Consider the following 21,634-nt stretch of genomic DNA (forward strand, 5'->3'; position numbering starts at 1 on the left):
GCCCCCTGGTCAGGGCCCAGTACGCACACCCGCACACACAAGGAGCGGACAGATGCCCATCGCAACCCCCGAGGTCTACAACGAGATGCTCGACCGGGCGAAGGCAGGGAAGTTCGCCTACCCGGCCATCAACGTCACGTCGACGCAGACGCTGCACGCCGCGCTGCGCGGGTTCGCCGAGGCCGAGAGCGACGGCATCATCCAGATCTCCACCGGTGGTGCGGAGTTCCTGGGCGGCCAGTACAACAAGGACATGGTCACCGGTGCGGTGGCGCTCGCCGAGTTCGCGCACGTCGTCGCCGCGAAGTACGACATCACCGTCGCGCTGCACACCGACCACTGCCCCAAGGACAAGCTGGACGGCTACGTACGCCCGCTGCTGGACATCTCCGCGGAGCGCGTCGCCAAGGGCCAGAACCCGCTGTTCCAGTCCCACATGTGGGACGGCTCGGCCGAGAACCTGGCCGACAACCTGGCCATCGGCCAGGAGCTGCTGGCCAAGGCCGCCGCCGCCAAGATCATCCTTGAGGTCGAGATCACCCCGACCGGTGGCGAGGAGGACGGCGTCACCCACGAGATCAACGACGAGCTCTACACCACGGTCGATGACGCGCTGCGCACCGCCGAGGCGCTCGGCCTGGGCGAGAAGGGCCGCTACCTGCTCGCCGCCTCCTTCGGCAACGTCCACGGCGTCTACAAGCCGGGCAATGTCGTGCTCCGTCCCGAGCTGCTGAAGGACCTCCAGGAGGGCGTGGGTGCCAAGTACGGCAAGGCCGCCCCGTTCGACTTCGTCTTCCACGGCGGCTCCGGCTCCACCGAGCAGGAGATCGCCACCGCGCTGGAGAACGGCGTGGTCAAGATGAACCTGGACACCGACACCCAGTACGCCTTCACCCGCCCGGTCGCGGACCACATGTTCCGTAACTACGACGGTGTGCTGAAGGTCGACGGCGAGGTCGGCAACAAGAAGACCTACGACCCGCGCAGCTGGGGCAAGCTGGCCGAGGCCGGGATGGCCAAGCGGGTCACCGAGGCCTGCGCCAACCTGCGCTCCACCGGCACCAAGATCAAGTAACTGGCGGGCCGCACCGCCGGCCCCCGCGCACCAGGGCTCCGCATCCGTCCGGGATGCGGAGCCTTTGTGCGCCCGGCCGGCCGCAGGGCGGGCGAGCGGGCGCGGGGGCGGGCATGCTCGCGTTATGAGCGAACCGAGTGCGCCCGGCGCGGTCCGGCTGGCCTCGGCACAGGGCCGGTGGGTGCTGCTGACGGCCGTGCTGGGGTCCGGCATGGCGCTGCTCGACGGCACGGTCGTCAATGTCGCCCTGCCCCGGATCGGCGAGGACCTCAACGCGGATCTGGCGGTCCTCCAGTGGACCGTCACCGCCTACCTGCTCACCCTCTCCTCGCTGATCCTGCTGGGCGGTGCGCTCGGCGACCGTTTCGGCCGGCGCCGGGTCTTCGTGATCGGCGTGGTCTGGTTCGCCACCGCCTCGCTGCTGTGCGGGCTCGCACCGCATGCCTGGGTGCTGATCGCGGCCCGTGCGCTCCAGGGCGTCGGCGGGGCGCTGCTCACGCCCGGTTCGCTGGCGCTGATCCAGGCCGTGCTCCACCCCGACGACCGGGCCCGCGGGGTCGGCGCCTGGTCGGGGCTCGGCGGGGTGGCCGCGGCGGTGGGTCCGTTCATCGGCGGCTGGCTGGTGGACGGCGCCGGATGGCGCTGGGTGTTCTTCCTGAATGTGCCGCTGGCCGCGGTGTGCGTCCCGGTGGCGCTGCGGCACGTACCCGAGACCCGGGAGCGCGGCGCGCGCGGGCGCCGTGGCTTCGACGTACTGGGCGCGGTGCTGGGAGCGCTGGCGCTGGCCGGGGTGACCTACGCACTGATCGCCGCACCGAACGGGGGCGCCGGGCTCGGCGTGCTGCTTCCCGCGGTGGCCGGGGTGCTGCTCGGCGTGCTCTTCGTGCAGGTCGAACGGCGCCGGGCCGATCCGATGCTGCCGCCCGCCATCTTCCGTATCCGCCAGTTCTCCGCCGTGAACGCGGTGACGGTCTGTGTCTACGCCGCCTTCAGCGGCTTCTTCTTCCTGTCCGTGCTCCAGCTCCAGGTCGTGGTGGGGTACTCGGCCCTTCAGGCCGGTACCGCGCTGCTGCCCACCACCGTGCTGATGCTGCTGCTCTCCGCCCGCTCCGGAGAACTGGGCCAGCGCACCGGCCCGCGGCTCCCGCTCACCGTCGGACCGCTCCTGTGTGCCGCGGGCCTGCTGCTGATGATGCGCGTGGGCCGGGGCGCGTCCTACTTCGCCGATGTGCTGCCCGCGCTGGTGGTGCTGGGCGCGGGAATGGTGACCCTGGTCGCCCCGCTCACCGCGACCGTGCTGGCGTCGGTGGACGTGAACCGGGCGGGCCTGGCCAGCGGCATCAACAACGCGGCGGCACGGGCCGCGGGCCTGATGGCGGTCGCGGCGCTCCCCCTCCTCGCAGGCTTCGGCCCCGAGGCCTACCGCTCCCCGGACGCCTTCGCCGCCGCCTTCCTCCGCGCCATGCCCCTGTGCGCCGGCGTCCTGGTGGCCGGCGCACTGATCGCCTGGCTCACCGTACGCACCGACGCCCTACGCCCCGAACCAGGCGCCGAAGAACCGTGCCACGCCAAAACGACCTACCACTGCGGCGTCACAGCACCCCCACTGGACCCGGGCGAGGCACGGGACAGCGACGCACAGCGCGAACCCGAGAGATAACGCCCACCCCCACCCACCTTCCCCCACCCACCCACGGGAGGGGACGGGCCGGAGGGGCAGGGTGTCCGGACGTAAAGCGAAGCAGTCCGGACACCCTGCCCCGGAGGCCCGTCACCGCACCCACAGCCCCGCGCAGCGGACCCCGGCCCGCCGCCAGGCGAAACGGCGAGAAACCCCCACGGCGGGACAGCCAAAAACGTGGGCCGAAGGCAAAGCGCAGCGGAACGGCGGGACAGCCGAAAAACGTGCTCCGGGCCGCCCGCGCAGCGCACTGGCAAACTGGACCCATGCCCATTCACGAAAACCTCCTCGGGGGCCCGCCCCCGACCCATCTGCCCGACGATCCCGAGCCCCGCGAACTGCTCGCCGCGGGCACGGCACCGTCCGATGTCGCCGCGAAGTACCCGACCTCGTCCCTGGCCTGGGCGCAGCTCGCGGACGACGCGTTCGAGGGAGGCCGGGTCGTCGAGTCGTACGCCTACGCCCGCACCGGCTACCACCGCGGCCTGGACTCGCTGCGCCGGGCCGGCTGGAAGGGCCACGGCCCGGTGCCCTTCGAGCACGAGCCCAACCGGGGCTTCCTCCGGGCGCTGCACGCCCTCGCCCGCGCCGCCCAGTCGATCGGCGAGCAGGACGAGTACGAGCGCTGCACGACCTTCCTGCGGGACTCCTCGCCGACCGCGGCCGACACCCTCTCCTGACGGGCGGCCGACGGGCCCCGCGCCGGGGCCGTCCGCGCTCCCGCCGGGGAGCGCCCAGGTCAACGGGCCGGCCGTGATCGCGGCCGGCCCTTGCGCGGTCGCTGCCCAGCACCGATGATTTCAGTGGGCCGGGCCATCCCGCGCCCGAGGGGACCGGGGCTCCCGAGCCGACAAGGAAGGGGCGGACCGCTACCCGGTAGTTCGCACCTGAGGAGTCCCTCATGTCGCAGCCGTCTCCCATCGAACCCCCGGACCGCGGATCGACCGCACCCGCCGGGTGTCCCGTATCGGCCGGCACCGCCGAGTCGGACCCGCCGTTCGCCCCGGATCTGGGCATCGGCAGCAGCAGCACGACCCCGTACGAGGACTATGTCCAGGCGGGCGTCCTCACCCATCTACAGCACCCGCTCTCCGAAGACCCCGGCGAGATGGTCTTCCTGGTCACCACCCAGGTCATGGAGCTGTGGTTCACGGTCATCGTCCATGAGTGGCGTACCGCCGCCGAGGCGCTGCGCCGCGACGATCTGCCGGTGGCGATGGCGGCGCTGCGCCGCTCCGCGTACGAGCTGGAGGCGCTGAACGCCGCCTGGAAGCCGCTGGCCCGGCTGACCCCGGCGCAGTTCAACGCCTACCGCAGCGCGCTCGGCGAGGGCTCCGGCTTCCAGTCGGCGATGTACCGGCGGATGGAGTTCCTGCTGGGCGAGAAGTCCGCGTCCATGCTGGTGCCGCACCGGGGCGCGCCGAGGGAGCACGCCGAGCTGGCGAAGGCCCTCCAGGAGCCGAGCCTGTGGGACGAGGTGCTGCGGATGCTCGCCCGGCGCGGCTGGGCGGTCCCCGAGGCCGTGCTGGAGCGGGACCCGGCGCTGCGTTACGAACCGGATCCGGCCGTCGAGGCCGTCTGGGCCGAGATCTACGCCGGTTCGCAGGAGTCCGAGCTGGTCCGGCTCGGCGAGGTGTTGACCGATGTGGGCGAGCTGGTCATGCGCTGGCGCAACGACCACCTGATCGCGACGTGGCGGGCGATGGGAGCGAAGATGGGTACCGGGGGTTCCGCGGGGGTGGCCTGGCTGGAGAAGCGGGCCCGCAAGAACGTCTTCCCCGAGCTGTGGACGGCGCGAAGCCATGTCTGAGACCCCCGAATTCCCCGAGGCCACCGGCCGCATCGAGCCCTCCGGGGACCGTGAACAGGCCGTGCGCGCCGCGGAGTTGGACGCCGCCGATCCGCTCGCCGCGGTTCGCGAACGCTTCGTCCTGGACCCCGCGCCCGATCACGCGTCCGGCGACACGGACGTCTACCTGGACGGCAACTCCCTCGGGGTGCTGCCCCGCGGGGTCGCCGACCGCATAGCCGATGTCATCACCCGCGAATGGGGCCGGCTGCGGATCCGTTCCTGGAACGAGTCCGGCTGGTGGACCGCGCCCGAGCGGATCGGCGACAAGATCGCCCCGCTGATCGGGGCGGGTCCGGGCCGGGTGGTGGTCGGCGACTCGACCAGCGTCAACATCTTCAAGGCCGTGATCGGCGGCGTCCGGATGGCCGGCAAGGGCTGCACGGAGATCCTCGTCGATGCCACCACGTTCCCGACCGACGGCTATATCGCCCGCTCCGCGGCCCGGATGACCGGCCTCGCGGTACGCCCGGTCGAGCCCGCGCGGATCGCCGACGAGGTCACCGAGCGGACCGCGCTGGCGCTGGTCAACCACGTCGACTACCGCACCGGCCGGCTCAACGACCTGCCCGGCATCACGCACGCGCTGCACTCCGCGGGCGCGCTCGCCGTCTGGGACCTGTGCCACAGTGCCGGTGCGCTGCCGGTCGGCCTCGATGCGCACCATGTCGATCTCGCCGTCGGCTGTACGTACAAGTACCTCAACGGCGGCCCGGGTGCGCCCGCGTACCTCTACATCCGCGAGAGCCTCCAGGAGCGGTTCGAATCGCCGCTGCCGGGCTGGAACTCGCATGCCGAGCCGTTCGCCATGGACCCGTCCTACGAACCGGCCGACGGCATTCTGCGCGGCCGGGTCGGCACCCCCGACATCCTCTCGCTGCTCGCCCTGGAGGCGGCGCTGGAGGCCTGGGACGGGGTGGCCATCGAGGAGGTGCGCGCCAAGAGCCTCGCGCTGACCGACTTCTTCCTGGAGTGTGTGGCGGCCTATGTGCCGCCGGGCCGGGTGCGTTCCCTCACCCCGTCCGACCATCAGTGGCGCGGCAGCCAGGTGTCGCTGGCGTGCTCTCCCAAGCTCGCCGCGGACCGGCAGGGCGGCACCCCGCTCGCCGGCGAGGTGATGGACGAGCTGATCCGGCGCGGGGTGGTCGGCGACTTCCGCCACCCCGATGTGCTGCGCTTCGGCTTCACCCCGCTCTACACCTCCTTCGCGGACGCGGAGCGGGCGGCCCGGGTGCTCGGTGAGGTGCTGGGGGCGCTGCCGGATGTGGAGTCCGGGGCCGCCGGGTGAGGGTGGCGGACGAGGAACCGGCGCTGCTGGGGCTCGCCCCGGTGGCGCCGGACCGGACGGTGGCCTACGGGCCGCATCCGGACCAGATCGTCGACATCTACGAGCCGCGGGCGGGCGACGGCGGGCGGGCGGCCCGCGGCCCGCTGGTCGTCCTGCTGCACGGCGGGTTCTGGCGCGCGGCCTACGACCGGCGCCATCTCTCGCCGCTCGCCGCCGAGCTGGCCGGGCACGGGATGCCGGTCGCGCTGGCCGAGTACCGCAGGGTCGGCGCGGGCGGCGGGGCGCCGCAGACGTTCGAGGACGTCACGGCGGCCGTCGGGGCCGCCCACACGGCCCTGGCGAAGACCGCGGCGGACCCCGGCGTGGTCCTGGTCGGGCACTCCGCGGGCGGCCATCTCGCGCTGCTCGCCGCCGCCCGCCCCGGCACCCCGGTGACCCGCGTCCTCGCGGTCGCACCGGTCGCCGATCTCGCCCGCGCCCATGAGCTGGGGCTGAGCGACGGCGCGGTCGCCGAGCTGCTGGGCGACGCCCCCGGCCGCGCGGAACGCCTCGCCGCGGCCGACCCGGTGCGCCATCCGCCGTCGGGCATCCCGGTCACGATCCTGCACGGCACCGAGGACCCGGAGGTCCCGGTGGACCTCTCCCGCCGCTATGCCGCGCGGCATCCCGGCAGCACGGAGCTGCGCGAGCTGCCCGGCGTCGGCCACTACGCCCCCATCACTCCCGGCAGTCCCAGCTGTCACACACTTGTCGGTTGCCTGAGCTGACCATGTAGTACTTGAGGCGGATCCCCGCAGATCCCCACTGGTGGGGACGCCCGGGGGTCCGCCGTTGCTTACCGTTGTCAGCGTGAACGAGACGACCCAGACGCAGGGCTCCCTGCACTCGGAGGCACGGATAGCCCATGGCGTGCTGCACCGGCTGCGCCAGGACCTGTTCGTCGACGCCTTCGCCTTCCGCCCGCTGCCCCCACTGGAAGATGCCAAGATCTCCCGGTGGGTGCCGTGGCTGCCCGAGCGGCTGCGACGCTGGGCGCGCTGGCTGCCGCATGTGACCGTCGGCTTCTTCTCGGCTTTCGTCTTCCTGGTGGACCTGGCCAGCTCCGGCCCCGGACCGCTGCACGGCATGGTGGCCGCCGGCTTCTCCCTGCTGCTCGCCGTGCCGCCGATGCTCACCCTCTTCCGCCCGGTCGGCGCCTACTGGCTGTCGTTGGCCGCGTTCGTTGTGGGGGGGTTCGCCGAGGCGGACTCCCCGTACGCCAACCTCTTCTCGAACGGCGCCTTCACCACCCACGTCATCGTGATGGTCCTCGTGGTGCTGCGCACCCGGCCGCGGCTGGCCATGGAGATGTGGCTGGTCACCTTTGCCGTGGCGGCGGTCCTGACGGTACTCACCGGCGCGGACCCGGGCGATGTGCCGCCGGTGGCGGTCTTCTGCGGAGTGGTTCTGATCTCCGCCGCCGCGGTCCGTGCCTGGCGCGAGGAGCGCCAACAGGTCGTCAGGACGCAGACCGTCACCGAGGCGGAGCGCACCCGGCGCACGCTCCTGGAGGAGCGGGCCCTGATCGCCCGCGAGCTGCACGACGTGGTCGCCCACCACATGTCCGTCATCGCCATCCAGGCCGAGGCGGCGCCCTACCGCGTCAAGGACACCCCGCCCGAGCTCGCCACGTCCTTCGCGACGATCCGGGAGAACGCCGTCGCCGCGCTCGCCGAGCTGCGCCGCATCCTCGGCGTGGTGCGCTCCGCTGACCCGGACGCCTTCGCCGAGGCCGACCCGGAGGCCCCGCAGCCCAGCCTGGGCAACCTCGACTCGCTGCTCGACAGCGTCCGCGGCGCCGGGTTGGTCGTCGAGGCCGTGGTCACCGGTTCGCCCCGGCCGCTGCCGCAGGGCGTCGAGCTGTCCGCGTACCGGATCGTGCAGGAGGGGCTGAGCAACGCGCTGCGGCACTCACCGGGCGCCGAGGCCCGGGTGGAGATCTCGTATGTGCTCGGCGGGCTGGGCGTACGGATCGTCAACGGTGCGCCGAGCCGGCTGGCCAAGCCGTCCCCGGGGGCGGGGCACGGCGTGCTGGGAATGCGCGAGCGGGTACAAATGCTGGGCGGCGAGATGACGGCCGACCACACCGAGGACGGCGGCTTCGAGGTCGCGGCGTTCATCCCGGTGGCGAACACGGCGGGGCAGACCAAGACGGGGGGAAACCGGTCATGATCCGGGTATTGATCGTCGACGACCAGGTGATGGTCCGGGAGGGCTTCTCGGTCCTGCTCAACGCCATGCCGGACATCGAGGTCATCGGGGAGGCGGTCGACGGCCGGGAGGCGGTGCGCAAGGTCGCCGTCCTCAAGCCCGATGTCGTCCTGATGGACATCCGGATGCCGGAGATGAACGGCCTGGAGGCGACCCGCGAGATCGTGGCCGCCGACGAGGGCGCCAAGGTCCTCGTGCTGACCACCTTCGACCTGGACGAATACGTCTACCAGGCGCTGCGTTCCGGGGCCAGCGGCTTCCTTCTCAAGGACGCCTCGGCCGGCCAGCTCGCCGAGGGCGTCCGTATCGTCGCCTCCGGCGAGGCGCTGCTCGCCCCGACCGTCACCAAGCGCCTGATCTCCGAGTTCTCCCGCCTCGGCACTCCCCGCGCCCCGGCCCAGGAGCGGATCGCCGATCTCACGGAGCGGGAGACCGAGGTTCTGGTGCTGGTCGCCCAGGGCCTGTCGAACGGGGAGATCGCCGAGCATCTGGTGGTCGCCGAGTCGACGGTGAAGACGCATGTCAGCCGCATCCTGGTGAAGCTGGGGCTGCGCGACCGCACCCAGGCAGCGGTGTTCGCGTACGAGGCGCGGCTGGTGACGCCGGGGGGCTGAGCCCCGGGCAGGACGCGCGCGGGCCGCCGGCGGGGGAGCCCCGGCCGGCGGCCCGGTACGCCGTCTTACGGCTGGGGGATCTCCCGTACCAGCTTCGAGCTCCAGGGGCACCAGACCAGTCCGGGCAGGAAGGGGCCGCCGGCCTCGTCCAGATGGTCCTCGACGTAGGGCGTGGTGGCGTCACAGACCTCGATGGCGAAGTCGAAGAAGTCGATGGTCTCCGGGCGGAGATGGAAGCTCCAGCGCCAGTTGTACGGGGCGGTGCGCTTGTCGATCCGGCCGACGACATGAGGCTCGGAGCTGGTCGCACCGCTCAGCAGATCCCGGGCGTGCTGGATCTTGCGCGGGTCGGTGATCTTGATGACGAACTCCGCGCGGCTGACATCGGTCATCACGAAGTAGGCCGCCGCTTCGGCGCCGGTGCGCCCGGCGTCGCTGGTCTGCTTTCCCTGGGCCGGTCCGGCCACCGTGACGGCGAGCAGTGCCGCTGCCGCGAGAATGCCGAGCTTGGTGGTGATACGTCGCATGAACCCCTCCGGTGCCGCGGGTCGTGGTCACGACCGTGCGCACGGAAAGTAACGGGTCGGTCACCAAGTGCTCTAGAGTTACTGCGAGTTAACACACCGCCAGGTGAAATGGCGAACAGTGACTGGCGATTGGTCACGGCATGTGCTGTATCCACAAGCTGTGGACAGTGCGGGGCCGCTCACCGCGCACCCGGCAGTGCGCCGCCGGAGTCCGCTACAGCTCCGACGGCGCACGTCTTCCGGGGCGGCCGGCCGTGGGACGACGGGCCGCCGGGGGAATCAGCCGACGTCCCGCCGCCGCACGCCCACCAGGCCCACGGCGGCGAAGAGGACGGCCAGCGCCGGCAGCCAGAGGAACGGGGCGGCGGTGGCGTCGGCGCCGGGCAGCTTCGGGAGATGGCTGTACGGCGAGAGATTCATCGCCCACGCGGGGAACTTGAGCGAGGGGCCGAGCCAGCCGAGGGCCAGGCAGCCGCCGACGAGTGCCCAGACGGCGGGGGTGGCCTTCGGGAACAGGCCGTAGACGAGGACCGCCAGACCGGTGAGCGTCCAGACCGCCGGGACCTGGGAGAGCGCCGCGGTCAGCACCGGGCCCAGTTGGCCGCCGGGGTCGTCGACCGAGAGGCCGTAGGTCAGACCCAGGGCCAGTCCGCCGGAGGCCAGGATGACGACGGTGCCCCCGTACGCGAGCGCCAGATGGCTGCCGGCCCAGCGGAGCCGGCTCACCGCGCCCGCCAGCACCGGCTCCGCGCGCTCCCCGGTCTCCTCACCGCGCAGCCGGAGCACCGCACCGGCCGCATAGAGCGCCGCGACCATGCCGAGCAGCCCGGTCATGGTGGCCAGGAAGGCCTCGGCCAGGCCCTGTTGGCCGCCCATCCGCTCGACGATCTCGCGGGTCTGCTGATTGTCGCCGACCAGGTCGGCGGCGCCCTTGGCGATCCCGCCGAACAGCGCGCCGACGCCCAGGAAGCCGGCCGTCCAGCCCAGCAGGGTGGTCCGCTGGAGGCGCCAGGCCAGGCCCAAGGGGCCGCTCAGGGACCGCGGTGCGACGGCCGGTCCGGGACGGGCGGGCAGGAAGCTCATCCCGAGGTCGCGGCGGGCGGTCAGGGCGTAGGCGGCCAAGGCGGCCAGGGCGGTCGCCGCGAGGAAGAGCAGGAGGACCCACCAGCGTTCGCCGGCGTACGGGCGGAGGTTCTCCGACCAGCCGACCGGGGAGGCCCAGGTGAGCGGGGAGCCGGCCCCGTCCGTCGCGGCGTCGCCCGCGGCGCGCACCGCGAAGGCGAGGCCCAGGACCGCGCCGGTCAGCCCCTTGGCCAGCCGTGCGCTCTCGGTGAGTTGGGCGGCGACGGCGGCCAGGGCGGCGAAGAGCGTGCCGGTGCCGCCGAGGGCCAGGCCGAGCGCGAGCGAACCGGCGGCCGGCCGGCCGGACAGCGCCGATCCGCCCGCGATCAGCGCCGCCAGCAGGGCGTTGGCGAGCAGGGCGGTCAGCAGCGCCGCGGTCAGCGGTGCCCGGCGGCCCACCACGGCGGCGGAGAGCAGTTCCTGACGGCCCGTCTCCTCCTCTTCGCGGGTGTGCCGGACCACGATCAGCAGGCTCATCACCGCGGCGAGGACGGCACCGAAGCCGGCCATCCGCCAGGCGACCAGGCCGCCGACGGAGTCGCTGAAGACCGGCCCGTACAGTGCGCGCATCGAGCCGTTGTGGTTCATCGAGGCAGCCAGTCCGGCGCGCTGGGCGGCGGTGTCGTAGACCGCCTCGAAGGACGCGCCCATACCGGAGACGGACAGGCCCAGGGCCAGTACCCAGGCCGGGATCATCATCCGGTCGCGGCGCAGTGCGAGGCGCAACAGGGTTCCGGTGCCCGCCAGATGGCGGGGGCGGACGGCGCGGGCGGGCGGGGCCGCGGTCACGGCGGTCATCGCGCGACCGCCCCGGCGGTGCGGGCGTCGTCCTGGTAGTGCCGCAGGAAGAGCTCTTCCAGGGTGGGCGGGGTGCTGGTGAGGCTGCGGACGCCGGAGGTGCCGAGCGAGCGGAGTACGGCGTCGAGCTTGTCGGTGTCGACCTGGAGGCGGACGCGGTGGCCCTGGCTCCCCGGGAGCGGCCGGCTGGACAGGCCGTGGACGCCCGGGAGCGTGGCCAGCCCGTTGGGCGGGCCGGTGAGTTCGGCGGTGACCGAGGTGCGGGTCAGATGCCGCAGCTCGCCCAGGGAGCCGGATTCGACGGTCCGTCCCTTGCGGATGATGCTCACGCGGTCGCAGAGCGCCTCGACCTCGGACAGCACATGGCTGGAGAGCAGGACCGTACGGCCCCGGTCGCGCTCCTCGGCGACACAGCTCTGGAAGACCTCCTCCATCAGCGGATCGAGCCCGGAGGTCGGCTCGTCGAGGATGAGCAGGTCGACGTCGGAGGCGAAGGCGGCGACCAGGGCGACCTTCTGACGGTTGCCCTTGGAGTAGGTCCGCCCCTTCTTGGTGGGGTCGAGTTCGAACCGCTCCAGGAGCTCGGCCCGGCGCGCGGCATCCAGCCCTCCGCGCAGCCGGCCGTAGAGGTCGATGACCTCGCCGCCGGACAGATTGCGCCACAGGGTCACATCACCCGGCACATACGCGATCCGGCGGTGCAGCTCGACGGCGTCCTGCCAGGGGTCCTTGCCCAGCAGCCGGGCCGTGCCGCCGTCGGCGCGCAGCAGGCCGAGCAGCACGCGGATGGTCGTGGACTTGCCCGCGCCGTTGGGGCCGAGGAAGCCGTGCACCTCACCGGCCGACACCTGGAGATCGAGGCCGTCCAGCGCACGGGCGCGGCCGAAGGACTTGCGGAGACCGTCGACCCGGATCGCGGGGGCGGGAGTGATTGCCTTGGTCATGTTTTGGAAGGTACGCTAGATTCACAAATTTGTGAAGTTAAGAAACCGTATAAACTTGGGTGGGAGGCTCTGAACAGGGGAGATGATGCGGATATGAGCGAGCAGCCACAGCAGAGTGCGCACCGGACCGACGACGCCCGCCAGGACGGCGGCGAGGACACCCGCGACGACGGAGCGGTCTCGCAGTTCGTCGAGCGGTTCGCCTCGCAGCTCGTCGACGCCGGGATGCAGCGGATGTCCGCCCGGGTCTTCGCCTGTCTGCTGGCCTCCGACTCCGGTGTGCTGACCTCCGCCGAACTCGGCGAGCGCCTCCAGGTCAGCCCGGCCGCCGTCTCCGGCGCGATCCGCTACCTCTCCCAGGTCGACATGGTCAGCCGGGAACGCGAGCCCGGCTCCCGCCGCGACCGCTACCGCGTGCACAGCGATCAGTGGTACGAGGCGCTGGCCCGCCGGGACAACGTCCTCACCCGCTGGGAGGGCACCCTGCGCGAGGGCGTCGACAGCCTCGGCGAGGACTCCCCGGCCGGCCGCCGGATCGCCGAGACGCTGATCTTCTTCGAGTTCCTCCAGAAGGAGCTCACCGGGCTGCTCCAGCGCTGGCGCGAGCACCGCGACCAGCTGCGGGCCGACCTGGAAGGCGCCGGCCGCTGAGCCGCGGGCCGGTGCTCAGCCCCGCGGCAGCTGTAGCCGCCAGGCGGCCGGCTGCACGGTCCACGTACGGGTCCTGACCGGCCCGCCGACCAGCGCGTCCGCCCGGTAGTGGAAGTCCGCGCCGGACACCGTCACCGCCCGCGCCCGGGCCCGCACCGGCCGGCCGCCGCCCGGCCAGTGCACCACGACCTCGGCCAGCTCACGGCCGTCCGCGGTGCCCGTCCGCGGCTCCTCCGCCCCGGTCCGTCCGCCGGGCACCACCGACACCCCGCGCACCGGCCGGTCCAGATCCGCCAGCAGCACCCCGTCCGCCTCGATCCGCAGCCGCTGCCCCGGCACCCGGCCCCGCCGGGCGCCCAGTCCGGCCGCCGGCGCGGCCAGCATCGCCAGCGCCGTACGGGCCGTCTTGGCGGCCGGCTTCCACCACGGCCGGGGCCCGTCCAGGCCGTCCGCCAGACCGCCCCGGCCGCCCAGGGCCTCGGCCGGGTCCACGGGGGCCGGCGGCGGCGCCGGAGCCGGCACATACGCCCCGTGCCCCAGCCGGGTCGCCGCACTCCCGCAGGGGATGCGCAGGCCGCCCAGCACGATGCCGTCGCTGTCGTCCGTGAGCAGATCCATCGGCCGCTCCCCGCCGTCCAGGACGGCCCGCGCGGCGGCCACCGTGTCCGTGGGGACGCCCAGCGCGCGGCTCAGCGCGACCGCGGGCGGCGCCCCCACCGGGACCATCGACAGCGGCACCGCGGCCAGCTCGCGTTCCTTGTGCAGCAGGCCCACCACCCGCAGCAGCGTCCGGTCGTCACCGATCACCACCGGCCGCCGGTGGCCGCGCCGGGCGAGCATCCGCCCGAATTCCTCCGGTCCCTCCGGCAGGCAGATTTTCGCTCCCGCGCCCGCGCACAGGACATCCTTCGCGATCCGCACGGACTCGCCGTCCGTACTGCGGGCGACCGGGTCGATGACCACGAGCAGGGGGTACCCCCGAACGGAGTCCACGGGAGAGTGCCCAGAAGGCTGCGCCGACACCTCGGTCCTTCCTCAGGTAGCATCTCGGTGCAAGAGCCCCTTGCGCTATTGCGCCAGGGGCTTCGTCTATTCCGGGGCACCGGTCCGACGGCTCCAGTGATGACGTACGCGTGAACAGGCACGCCGACGCCATCCACGCACGTTGGACATGCCCCGCCCGGAAGGGGTGTACGCCTGTGCCCGCACTTGTGCTGCTCGGTGCTCAGTGGGGTGATGAGGGCAAGGGAAAGGCCACCGACCTGCTCGGTGGATCCGTGGACTATGTGGTGCGCTACCAGGGCGGCAACAACGCCGGCCACACGGTCGTCGTCGGCGACCAGAAGTACGCACTGCACCTTCTCCCTTCCGGAATCCTCTCGCCGGGGTGCACCCCGGTCATCGGCAACGGCGTCGTCGTGGACCCGGCGGTCCTGCTCTCCGAGCTGAGCGGACTCAACGAGCGCGGCGTCGACACGTCCAAGCTGCTGCTCAGTGGTAACGCGCATCTGATCACGCCGTACAACATCACCGTCGACAAGGTGACGGAACGGTTCCTCGGCAAGCGGAAGATCGGCACCACCGGCCGCGGCATCGGCCCGACCTACGCCGACAAGATCAACCGCGTCGGCATCCGGGTCCAGGACCTCTACGACGAGTCGATCCTGGAGCAGAAGGTCGAGGCGGCGCTCGACGTCAAGAACCAGCTGCTCACCAAGCTCTACAACCGCCGCGCCATCGAGGCCGGCCAGGTCGTCGAGGAGCTGCTGGGCTACGCCGACCAGATCAAGGGCTATGTCGCCGACACCACCCTGATCCTCAACAAGGCGCTCGACGACGACAAGGTCGTGCTCTTCGAGGGCGGCCAGGGCACGCTGCTGGACATCGACCACGGCACGTACCCCTTCGTCACGTCCTCGAACCCGACCGCGGGCGGCGCCTGCACGGGTGCGGGCGTCGGTCCCACGAAGATCAGCCGCGTCATCGGCATCCTCAAGGCCTATACGACGCGCGTCGGCGCCGGTCCGTTCCCGACCGAGCTCTTCGACGAGGACGGCGAGGCGCTGCGCCGCATCGGCGGCGAGCGCGGTGTCACCACCGGCCGGGACCGCCGCTGCGGCTGGTTCGACGCGGTCATCGCCCGCTACGCCACCCGCGTCAACGGTCTGACCGACTTCTTCCTCACCAAGCTCGACGTGCTCACCGGCTGGGAGCAGATCCCGGTCTGTGTCGCGTACGAGATCGACGGCAAGCGCGTCGAGGAGCTGCCGTACTCGCAGACCGACTTCCACCACGCCAAGCCGGTCTACGAGATGCTGCCGGGCTGGTCCGAGGACATCACCAAGGCCAAGACCTTCGCGGACCTCCCCAAGAACGCCCAGGCGTACGTCAAGGCGCTGGAGGAGATGTCCGGCGCCCCGATCTCCGCCATCGGCGTCGGCCCCGGCCGCGACGAGACGATCGAGATCAACTCGTTCCTGTCGTAGGACACCTCCGGGGGACCTCCGCGGTCCCCCGGAACACCGCAGCAACAGCCGCGCGGCTACTTCACCCTGGAGTAGCCGCGCGGCTGTTTGTCGTCGCCCAGGAACTCGCGGTGCAGGGTGCCGTCGCCGCCCAGGCTGAGCACGGAGGTGCTGCTCGGTGAGCAGCCGGGCGCGGCCCGGTCGACGACCGACGGGCCGACGGTCAGCTTGCCGCCCTCGGACGCGTAGAGGTCGGCGTGTGCGGTGCAGCGGCCGCCGCGGCCCACGACGACGCTGGTGAGGACCCTGCTGCCCGCCGGGGCCGGCTGGACGGTCAGCTGCTGGCTGCCGTAGCCGTCGTCGTTCGGCCGCCGCCAGGTGCCGAGGAAGCCCTCCGGGACGGTGCCGTCGGACGGGGCGACGCGGTGCAGGGTTGCGGTGCGCCCGGCCGCGGCCCAGGTCAGGGTGCCGGCGGCGCCCTCCGCCAGGGTGTGTTCGCCCAGCGCGGCGCAGCGGCCGGCCGGCACGGACCGGACGACCGTGGTGTCCAGCCGCAGCGCAGGGTGCCCGTCCTGCCGGGTCACGGACACCAGCTTGCCGTCGCTGCGGCATTCGTAGGTCGCGCCGAGGCTGGTGCTGTTCGCGACCACCTCGCCGACCTTGCCATGGGTGATCACGAACCGCCGCTGCTGCCCGGTGGGTTCCCCGTCCCGCAGCACCGGCCCCGACCAGGTGCCGATATAGCCGGCCGGGATGTCGGACGCGCTGTCCTCGGCGCCCGCGCCCTCGCTCAGCAGCGGCACCGCGGCGGTGGCCGTGGCGGCCGCGAACACGGCGGTGGCGATGACGGGAAGCCATCGACGGCGGCGGCGCCGCTCGGTCGCGGTGGGCAAGGGCACTGCCGGACCGGGCGCGACCCTGGTGGTCACCACCGTCGGCGCCTGGCCTCCGGGCGGGGTGTCGGTGTCCAGGAGGAGGACGGCGTGCTGCCCCAGGCGCGCGATCAGCTCGGCCGGCAGCCAGGGAGCGGCCGACCGGCCGCCGGGCGCCGGCCCGAGGCGCTCGGCGAGCTCCCCGGGGGTGGGCCGCGCCGCCGGATCCTTGGCCAGGCAGTCCAGGATCAGCCCGCGGATCCCGTCCGGTGCCGCGGCCAGGTCGGGCTCCTCCTGCGCGATCTTGAACATCACCGCGTGCACGCCCGAAGCGGGGTTGCCGAACGGCTGCCGCCCGGTGGCCGCGTACGCCAGCACCGAGCCCACGCAGAACACATCGCTGGCCGGGCCGACGCGGTGCCCCTGGACCTGCTCGGGCGACATGAAGCTGGGCGAGCCGACCACCGTGCCGGCCCGCGTCTGGGTCTGCTCCCCGACCGCGTCCAGGGCCCGCGCGATCCCGAAGTCGATGACCCGCGGCCCGTCGATGGTGAGCAGGACGTTGGACGGCTTGAGGTCGCGGTGCACCAGCCCGACGCCGTGGATGTCGCGCAGTGCGCAGGCCAGCCCGTACGCCAGCCGTCGCAGCGATTCCTCCGGCAGCGGGCCGTAGTCGCCCTGGCGGACGTACGACCCGACGACCTGGCTCAGGGTGGGGCCCGCGATATAGCCGGTGGCGACCCAGGGGACCGCGGCCTCGGTGTCGGCGTCCAGCACCGGCGCGGTCCAGCGCCCGCCGACCCGCCGCGCGGCCGCGACCTCGGCGCGGAAGCGGTCCCGGAACTCCTCCTCCGCGGCGAGTTCGGCCTTCACCAGCTTCACGGCGACAGTCCTGCCGCCCTCGGAACGGGCGAGGTAGACCCGCCCCATCCCGCCACTGCCGAGACGGCTGAGCAGCCGGTAGTCCCCGATCCACGACGGATCGTCGGCGGTCAGCCCGCGCAGGCCGTCCATCCGGCACCCTCCCCCTTTTCGTTCCGTGCCGGAGACGCGTTCCCGGCAGCAGGCGTCCTCCGAGCCTAGGCGGACCGGGATCGCGCCACGGCCCACAGCGCGTTACGACGGGAGAACGATCGAGGGGTGACGGGGGAACGACGGGCGGGTGACCAGGGGGGACGGCCGAACTCCCGGCGCCGGGGAGCCGCCGGACCCCGCGTCATCCCGTCCTGGCGGCCGTCGCCCCGCCCAACACCCCCTGAAGCAGCGGCCGTTGCCGCCCGGACCCCGTCACCCCGACTTGGCGGCCGGCGCCCCGGTCCTGTGGTAAGACAGCGCCTTCCCGTCGTCGGAGACGCGGCGCAGGGTGCCGCCCACCATCTCCAGGGTGCTCGGCTCGCCGGGGAGGCAGCTGTCGGTCGGCCCGGACACCACCGTGGACGGGCCGAGGCGGACCGGGGGACCCGCACTGGTCAGGGTGGCCGCGAAGGTGCAGCGGTAGGCCGCCCCGGTCGCCGTCATGGTCAGCACGGTGTCACCGGTCGTGCCCTGGGTGAGCGTCAGGCGCCGGCCATTGAGGGCGGAGTCGCCGATCGTCGTCTCCCAGGTGCCCAAGTAGTCCGCGGGAAGGCTCCCGTGCGCGGCGGACCGCGAGGAGGAACCGCCGGCTTCGCCCTCCGTCCGTACGCCGTCACCGCCGTCGTTGAGCACGGCATAGGCGGTGACCGCACCGGCCCCGGCCAGCGCCAGCGCGACCGCGGTGACCAGGGTGGCCCGGGCACCCCGGCGGCGGCGTGGCGGCGCGGCGGGGGCGGGTGCCGGGGCCGCCGCCGCGTGGCCGTGCTGCCCGTGGGAGTCCTGCGGCGCGTACGAAGCCGGGCCCGGCGCCACGGGACTCGGCGGCGGCGGGGTGCGGTCCGCCGCGCTGGTACCCGAGACGGCCGTGGGCAGCGCATGCATCCCAGGGGCTTCGGAGACGGGCGACGGGGCCGCGGCGCCGGCCCGGTCACCGCCCTCCGCCTTGAGCTCCTGCGGGTTCTCCGCCTCCAGCAGCTCCACGGCATGCCGTCCCAGCCGGGCGATCAGCGACCCCGGCAGCCATGGCTCGCCGTCCGCGCCCGGCCCGTCCCCGCTGTCCGCCTGCGCCACCAACTCTGCGGGCGTGGGCCGCTGTTCCGGATCCTTGGCCAGGCATGCGGAGACCAGCGCGCGCAGCCCCTCGGGCACCGCGGAGAGGTCCGGCTCCTCCTGGGCGATGCGGTACATCATGGCGGCCGCGATGCTGTCGGCCGTGCCGAACGGCTGCCGCCCGGTCGCCGCGTAGGCCAGGACGGACCCGAGGCAGAAGACATCGCAGGCCGGGGTCAGCGGCGCACCGCGCACCTGCTCCGGCGACATGAAGCCCGGCGAGCCGACCGATGCGCCGGTACGCGTCACCCCGCTGCCGGTGACCGCGTCCAGCGCCCGCGCGATACCGAAGTCGATGACCCGCGGCCCGTCGATGGTCAGCAGCACGTTGGACGGTTTGAGGTCGCGGTGGATGATCCCGGCCTCATGGATCGCGCCCAGCGCACGGGCCAGCCCGGCGGCCAGGATCCGCACACTCCGCTCGGGCAGCGGAGTGCCGCTGCCGCCGACGACCTGCTGGAGCGAGGGGCCCGCGATGTATCCCGTGGCGACCCAGGGGGTCTTGGCCTCGGTGTCCGCGTCCAGGACGGGCGCCGTCCACTCCCCGCCGACCTGCTGCGCGGCCCGTACCTCCCGCCGGAAGCGGGCCCGGAACTCCTCCTGACCGGCCAGTTCCGCACGCACCAGCTTGACCGCGACCGTACGCCCACGGTCCGAACGGGCCAGGAACACCCGGCCCATACCGCCCTCACCGAGCCGCCCCAGCAGGCGGTAGTCCCCGATCCGCCCCGGATCCTCCGCCCTCAGCGGCCGCAGCCCCCCGGGCCGCCCGGCCCAGCCCTGCTTCCTCGTCCGTATCAGCCGTTCCATGGTCCCGTCGCCCTTTCCCCCGAAGCCGCCCCGCGAGCGCGTGGACGCCGACGCCTCCGCACCCGGTGCTGCCCGCGGCCCGCTCCCCCGCGGTGGAGGATACCCAGCGCCTGCCGCGCCCCCATAGGCCGTCGGCCCTTATGTCCCGGCGTCCGGCGGGGACTGGGGCGAGCCGGACAATGCGTCCAGCGCCGCCGACAGCTCCTCCAGCGCCGCCGTGACCCGCCGGAACCCGTCCGCCCCGCCGAGCTGTTCGTCCAGCCGGGCGGCGAACTCCTCGTGGCCGGGGGCGATCCGGGCGACGGCGGCCCGGCCCTCCTCGGTCGGGGTGAGGAGTTTGGCGCGGCGGTGCGCCGGATTCGGCCGGTAGGCGGCCAGGCCGCGGGCCACCAGGAGGTCGGCGATGCGCTGCACGCTCTGGCGGGTGATGCCCATGACGCGGGCGATACCGGCGACGGACAGCGGCTCGGGCAGCACGGCGCCCAGGACCTGCCACCAGGCCGCGGTCAGCCCGGCCGGACGGGCCAGGCCGTCCGCGACGGAGAGGAACTGGCCGTTGAGCCGGAAGACGGCAAGGGCGGTACGGCTGAGGAGTTCCGGAGCCTGGGGACCCTCGGGCGCCGGGGACTCATCGGGCCGGGGCCCGCTCATACGGACCCGTCCTCGGAGCCGGCCGTTCCCGCCGTCATCAAAACGAGGAAGGCACCGGCGTCGGAGCGGGCGAACAGCCGGTACCAGGCGTCGAGGATCCGCGGCTCCATGACGTCGAGTTCGGCGAAGATCTCCCGGGCGAAGGCCACCGGCTCGGTCGGCCCCGCGGTGATCAGACCGCCGGCGCGCACCGCATCGGCCTCGCGGTAGTGGCCGCCGCCCCGGTAGCCGGGCTGGGCGGCGAGGTACGGGGCGGCGCCGCTGGTGTGCGGCCGGTCGTCCAGCAGTCCTTCCCGGGCCAGCCCCGCGGTCGCGCCGCAGATCGCCGCGACCGGCACCCCGGCGGCCAGGAACTCCCGGGCCTTGGCGGCGAACGCCCGCAACTCCTCGCCGGAGTCCCACAGTTGGGCGCCCGGAAGGATCAGCAGCGCACTGTCCTCGGGGCGCAGGGCGTCGAGCGCGAGACCGGGCACGATCCGCTGCCCGCCCATGGTCGTCACCGGCCCGCCGGTGGTGGCCGCGACGGTGACCACGTCGTACGGGCCCTGCGCCGGACGGAAGTAACTTCCGCTGCGGAGGTGGCCGATGGCGTGGCCGCACTCCCAGTCCGCAAGCGTGTCGTAGGCGGCGAGATGCACGGTGCGCGGATTCATGAGAGCTCCCTCGGCCGACGGCGGACCCCGGCCCGCCGTTCCCTGTTGCCTCTACGACAGCATCCTGTCCTTACGACAGCATGCTGTCAATGGTGGGCCCCGGATATACGCCGAACCGACTTTGGCCGGGATGCATCGCCAACGGATGTCTCTTTCCACGTACCGGAACTTCCCGGCGGCGCAGCACGTACAACGCCTACTGAGCCACACAGCACCCACCACCCAGCACGCACCCACACCACCCCGCACGCAGACGACAGCCCAACGCCACCCGGCCCCCGCACGCTCCCCGTCCCTCCCGCCGTCCCCAAGGAGCCCGTGTGATCCCCGCCGTACGCGCCCTCGCCCGCGCCGCCATGGCCGCGCGCCCCGTGCCGCTCGCCGAGGTCCAGGCCCGCGCCGAACTCCGCACCCGCTTCGACCGCAGTTATCTCGTCCCGGTCGAGGTGTTCGCCGCCTTCGCGGCCGAACTCACCGGCCGCCGCGGGCCGGGCGGCCCGTTCGCGGCGCTGTGCATCAACGGGCGCCGCTGGTTCCGCTACCACTCCGTCCACTACGACACCCCCGATCTGCGGTCCTTCCACGACGCCCGGCAGGGCCGCGGCCGGCGCTACCGGATCCGTGAGCGGCGCTATGCGGACACCGGGGAGCGGCAGTTCGAGGTCAAGCTGACGGGGCGGCGCGGCGAGACGGTCACCCACCGGCAGCCGCTGCTGCCGGACGCCGCGGCCCTCGGCACGGCCCCGCGCGGCTTCCTCGCCGCCGTACTGGACCGCTCCTACGGCCTCGCGGCCCCCGCGCACCTGCTCCGCACCGTCGAGACCGAGTACCTCCGGGCCACCTTCGTCGCGGACGGCCAGCGCATCACCTGCGATGCGGCGCTGCTCTGCCGCGACCCGGCGACCGGCCGGACGTTACGGGCCGACGGCGGACTGCTCCTCGTCGGGACCCGGACCGCCGGCCGGCCGACGGAGGCGGACCGGCTGCTGGCCGGCTTCGGCATACCGGCCGCCGGATTCACCAAGTACTGCGGGGGGCTGTCGGCGCTGCGCCCGGACCTGGTCGACGAGCACTGGCCGGGCGCGGTACGGACGGCGTTCCCCGCCGCGGCCCGGCAACTGCCGCCCGGAGCGCGCCCTGGAGTTTCCTCCAGGCCGTAGACACTCTGTCCGTGCGCGTGGTGAGCGCCATACACACTGT

The 21,634-nt window shown here is 73.2% G+C and carries 19 protein-coding genes; 11 read left to right on the forward strand and 8 right to left on the reverse strand.

The window, feature by feature from the left end; genetic code table 11:
• The first annotated feature begins 52 nt into the window (after nt 1-52).
• The 8 genes from fbaA (at nt 53) to TU31_RS08860 (ending at nt 8,757) form a co-directional block, all read left to right on the forward strand.
• Nucleotides 53-1,075, forward strand: a complete 1,023-nt coding sequence (fbaA, locus tag TU31_RS08825; RefSeq protein ID WP_042151468.1) for a class II fructose-bisphosphate aldolase — start codon at nt 53-55, stop codon at nt 1,073-1,075.
• Between the two features lie 124 nt (nt 1,076-1,199).
• Entirely contained in the window at nt 1,200-2,735 is a 1,536-nt protein-coding gene (locus TU31_RS08830) for an MFS transporter (protein ID WP_042151471.1), read from the forward strand.
• A gap of 287 nt (nt 2,736-3,022) precedes the next feature.
• On the forward strand, nt 3,023-3,436 hold the full coding sequence (locus TU31_RS08835; protein WP_042151473.1) for a DUF3151 domain-containing protein: 414 nt from the start codon (nt 3,023-3,025) through the stop codon (nt 3,434-3,436).
• Between the two features lie 221 nt (nt 3,437-3,657).
• Entirely contained in the window at nt 3,658-4,566 is a 909-nt protein-coding gene (locus tag TU31_RS08840; RefSeq protein ID WP_042151475.1) for a tryptophan 2,3-dioxygenase family protein, read from the forward strand.
• Nucleotides 4,559-5,893, forward strand: a complete 1,335-nt coding sequence (gene kynU, locus TU31_RS08845) for a kynureninase (protein ID WP_181018567.1) — start codon at nt 4,559-4,561, stop codon at nt 5,891-5,893. Before TU31_RS08840 ends, kynU begins: the two co-directional genes overlap by 8 nt.
• Nucleotides 5,890-6,660, forward strand: coding sequence for an alpha/beta hydrolase family protein (locus tag TU31_RS08850; protein ID WP_042151477.1), 771 nt, complete (start codon nt 5,890-5,892; stop codon nt 6,658-6,660). Before kynU ends, TU31_RS08850 begins: the two co-directional genes overlap by 4 nt.
• An 82-nt stretch (nt 6,661-6,742) precedes the next feature.
• Entirely contained in the window at nt 6,743-8,104 is a 1,362-nt protein-coding gene (locus tag TU31_RS08855; protein WP_052718858.1) for a sensor histidine kinase, read from the forward strand.
• Nucleotides 8,101-8,757, forward strand: a complete 657-nt coding sequence (locus TU31_RS08860; protein WP_042151480.1) for a response regulator — start codon at nt 8,101-8,103, stop codon at nt 8,755-8,757. The genes TU31_RS08855 and TU31_RS08860 overlap by 4 nt, the downstream gene beginning before the upstream one ends.
• Nucleotides 8,758-8,822: 65 nt before the next feature.
• Here TU31_RS08860 and TU31_RS08865 read toward each other — a convergent pair whose 3' ends face one another.
• The 3 genes from TU31_RS08865 to TU31_RS08875 form a co-directional block, all read right to left on the reverse strand.
• Nucleotides 8,823-9,284 carry a BP74-related protein gene (locus TU31_RS08865; RefSeq protein ID WP_042151483.1) on the reverse strand — a complete coding sequence of 154 codons (462 nt, stop codon included), beginning with the start codon at nt 9,282-9,284 and terminating at the stop codon, nt 8,823-8,825.
• A gap of 279 nt (nt 9,285-9,563) precedes the next feature.
• The gene (locus tag TU31_RS08870) at nt 9,564-11,204 is read right to left on the reverse strand and encodes an ABC transporter permease (RefSeq protein ID WP_042151485.1); all 1,641 of its coding nucleotides are present in this window, start codon (nt 11,202-11,204) and stop codon (nt 9,564-9,566) included.
• Nucleotides 11,201-12,148, reverse strand: coding sequence for an ABC transporter ATP-binding protein (locus TU31_RS08875; RefSeq protein WP_042151488.1), 948 nt, complete (start codon nt 12,146-12,148; stop codon nt 11,201-11,203). Before TU31_RS08875 ends, TU31_RS08870 begins: the two co-directional genes overlap by 4 nt.
• A 93-nt stretch (nt 12,149-12,241) precedes the next feature.
• Here TU31_RS08875 and TU31_RS08880 point away from each other — a divergent pair, with 93 nt between their 5' ends.
• The gene (locus tag TU31_RS08880) at nt 12,242-12,799 is read left to right on the forward strand and encodes a GbsR/MarR family transcriptional regulator (RefSeq protein WP_042151492.1); all 558 of its coding nucleotides are present in this window, start codon (nt 12,242-12,244) and stop codon (nt 12,797-12,799) included.
• A gap of 15 nt (nt 12,800-12,814) precedes the next feature.
• Here TU31_RS08880 and TU31_RS08885 read toward each other — a convergent pair whose 3' ends face one another.
• Nucleotides 12,815-13,792 carry a diacylglycerol kinase catalytic domain-containing protein gene (locus TU31_RS08885; RefSeq protein WP_245698456.1) on the reverse strand — a complete coding sequence of 326 codons (978 nt, stop codon included), beginning with the start codon at nt 13,790-13,792 and terminating at the stop codon, nt 12,815-12,817.
• Between the two features lie 206 nt (nt 13,793-13,998).
• On the opposite strand from TU31_RS08885, the gene TU31_RS08890 reads away from it, so the two are divergent.
• Nucleotides 13,999-15,285 (forward strand): adenylosuccinate synthase, encoded by a 1,287-nt coding sequence (locus TU31_RS08890; RefSeq protein ID WP_042151495.1) that lies wholly within the window; start codon nt 13,999-14,001, stop codon nt 15,283-15,285.
• A gap of 56 nt (nt 15,286-15,341) precedes the next feature.
• On the opposite strand, the gene TU31_RS37910 is transcribed toward TU31_RS08890, so the two are convergent.
• From TU31_RS37910 to TU31_RS08910, 4 genes are all read right to left on the reverse strand, one after another.
• Nucleotides 15,342-17,150, reverse strand: a complete 1,809-nt coding sequence (locus TU31_RS37910; RefSeq protein WP_042151499.1) for a serine/threonine-protein kinase — start codon at nt 17,148-17,150, stop codon at nt 15,342-15,344.
• A 273-nt stretch (nt 17,151-17,423) separates the two neighbouring features.
• A complete protein-coding gene (locus tag TU31_RS08900) occupies nt 17,424-19,130 on the reverse strand; it encodes a serine/threonine-protein kinase (RefSeq protein WP_078885630.1) in 1,707 nt (568 codons plus the stop codon).
• Between the two features lie 138 nt (nt 19,131-19,268).
• Nucleotides 19,269-19,781, reverse strand: a complete 513-nt coding sequence (locus TU31_RS08905) for a MarR family winged helix-turn-helix transcriptional regulator (RefSeq protein ID WP_042151501.1) — start codon at nt 19,779-19,781, stop codon at nt 19,269-19,271.
• Entirely contained in the window at nt 19,778-20,434 is a 657-nt protein-coding gene (locus TU31_RS08910) for a DJ-1/PfpI family protein (RefSeq protein ID WP_042151505.1), read from the reverse strand. Before TU31_RS08910 ends, TU31_RS08905 begins: the two co-directional genes overlap by 4 nt.
• 320 nt (nt 20,435-20,754) lie before the next feature.
• Between TU31_RS08910 and TU31_RS08915 the strand changes: the two genes are divergently transcribed.
• Nucleotides 20,755-21,594, forward strand: a complete 840-nt coding sequence (locus TU31_RS08915; RefSeq protein WP_042151508.1) for a VTC domain-containing protein — start codon at nt 20,755-20,757, stop codon at nt 21,592-21,594.
• Nucleotides 21,595-21,634: the final 40 nt, after the last annotated feature.

Origin of the sequence: Streptomyces lydicamycinicus (assembly GCF_000829715.2) — a bacterium.
GTDB lineage: Bacteria > Actinomycetota > Actinomycetes > Streptomycetales > Streptomycetaceae > Streptomyces > Streptomyces lydicamycinicus.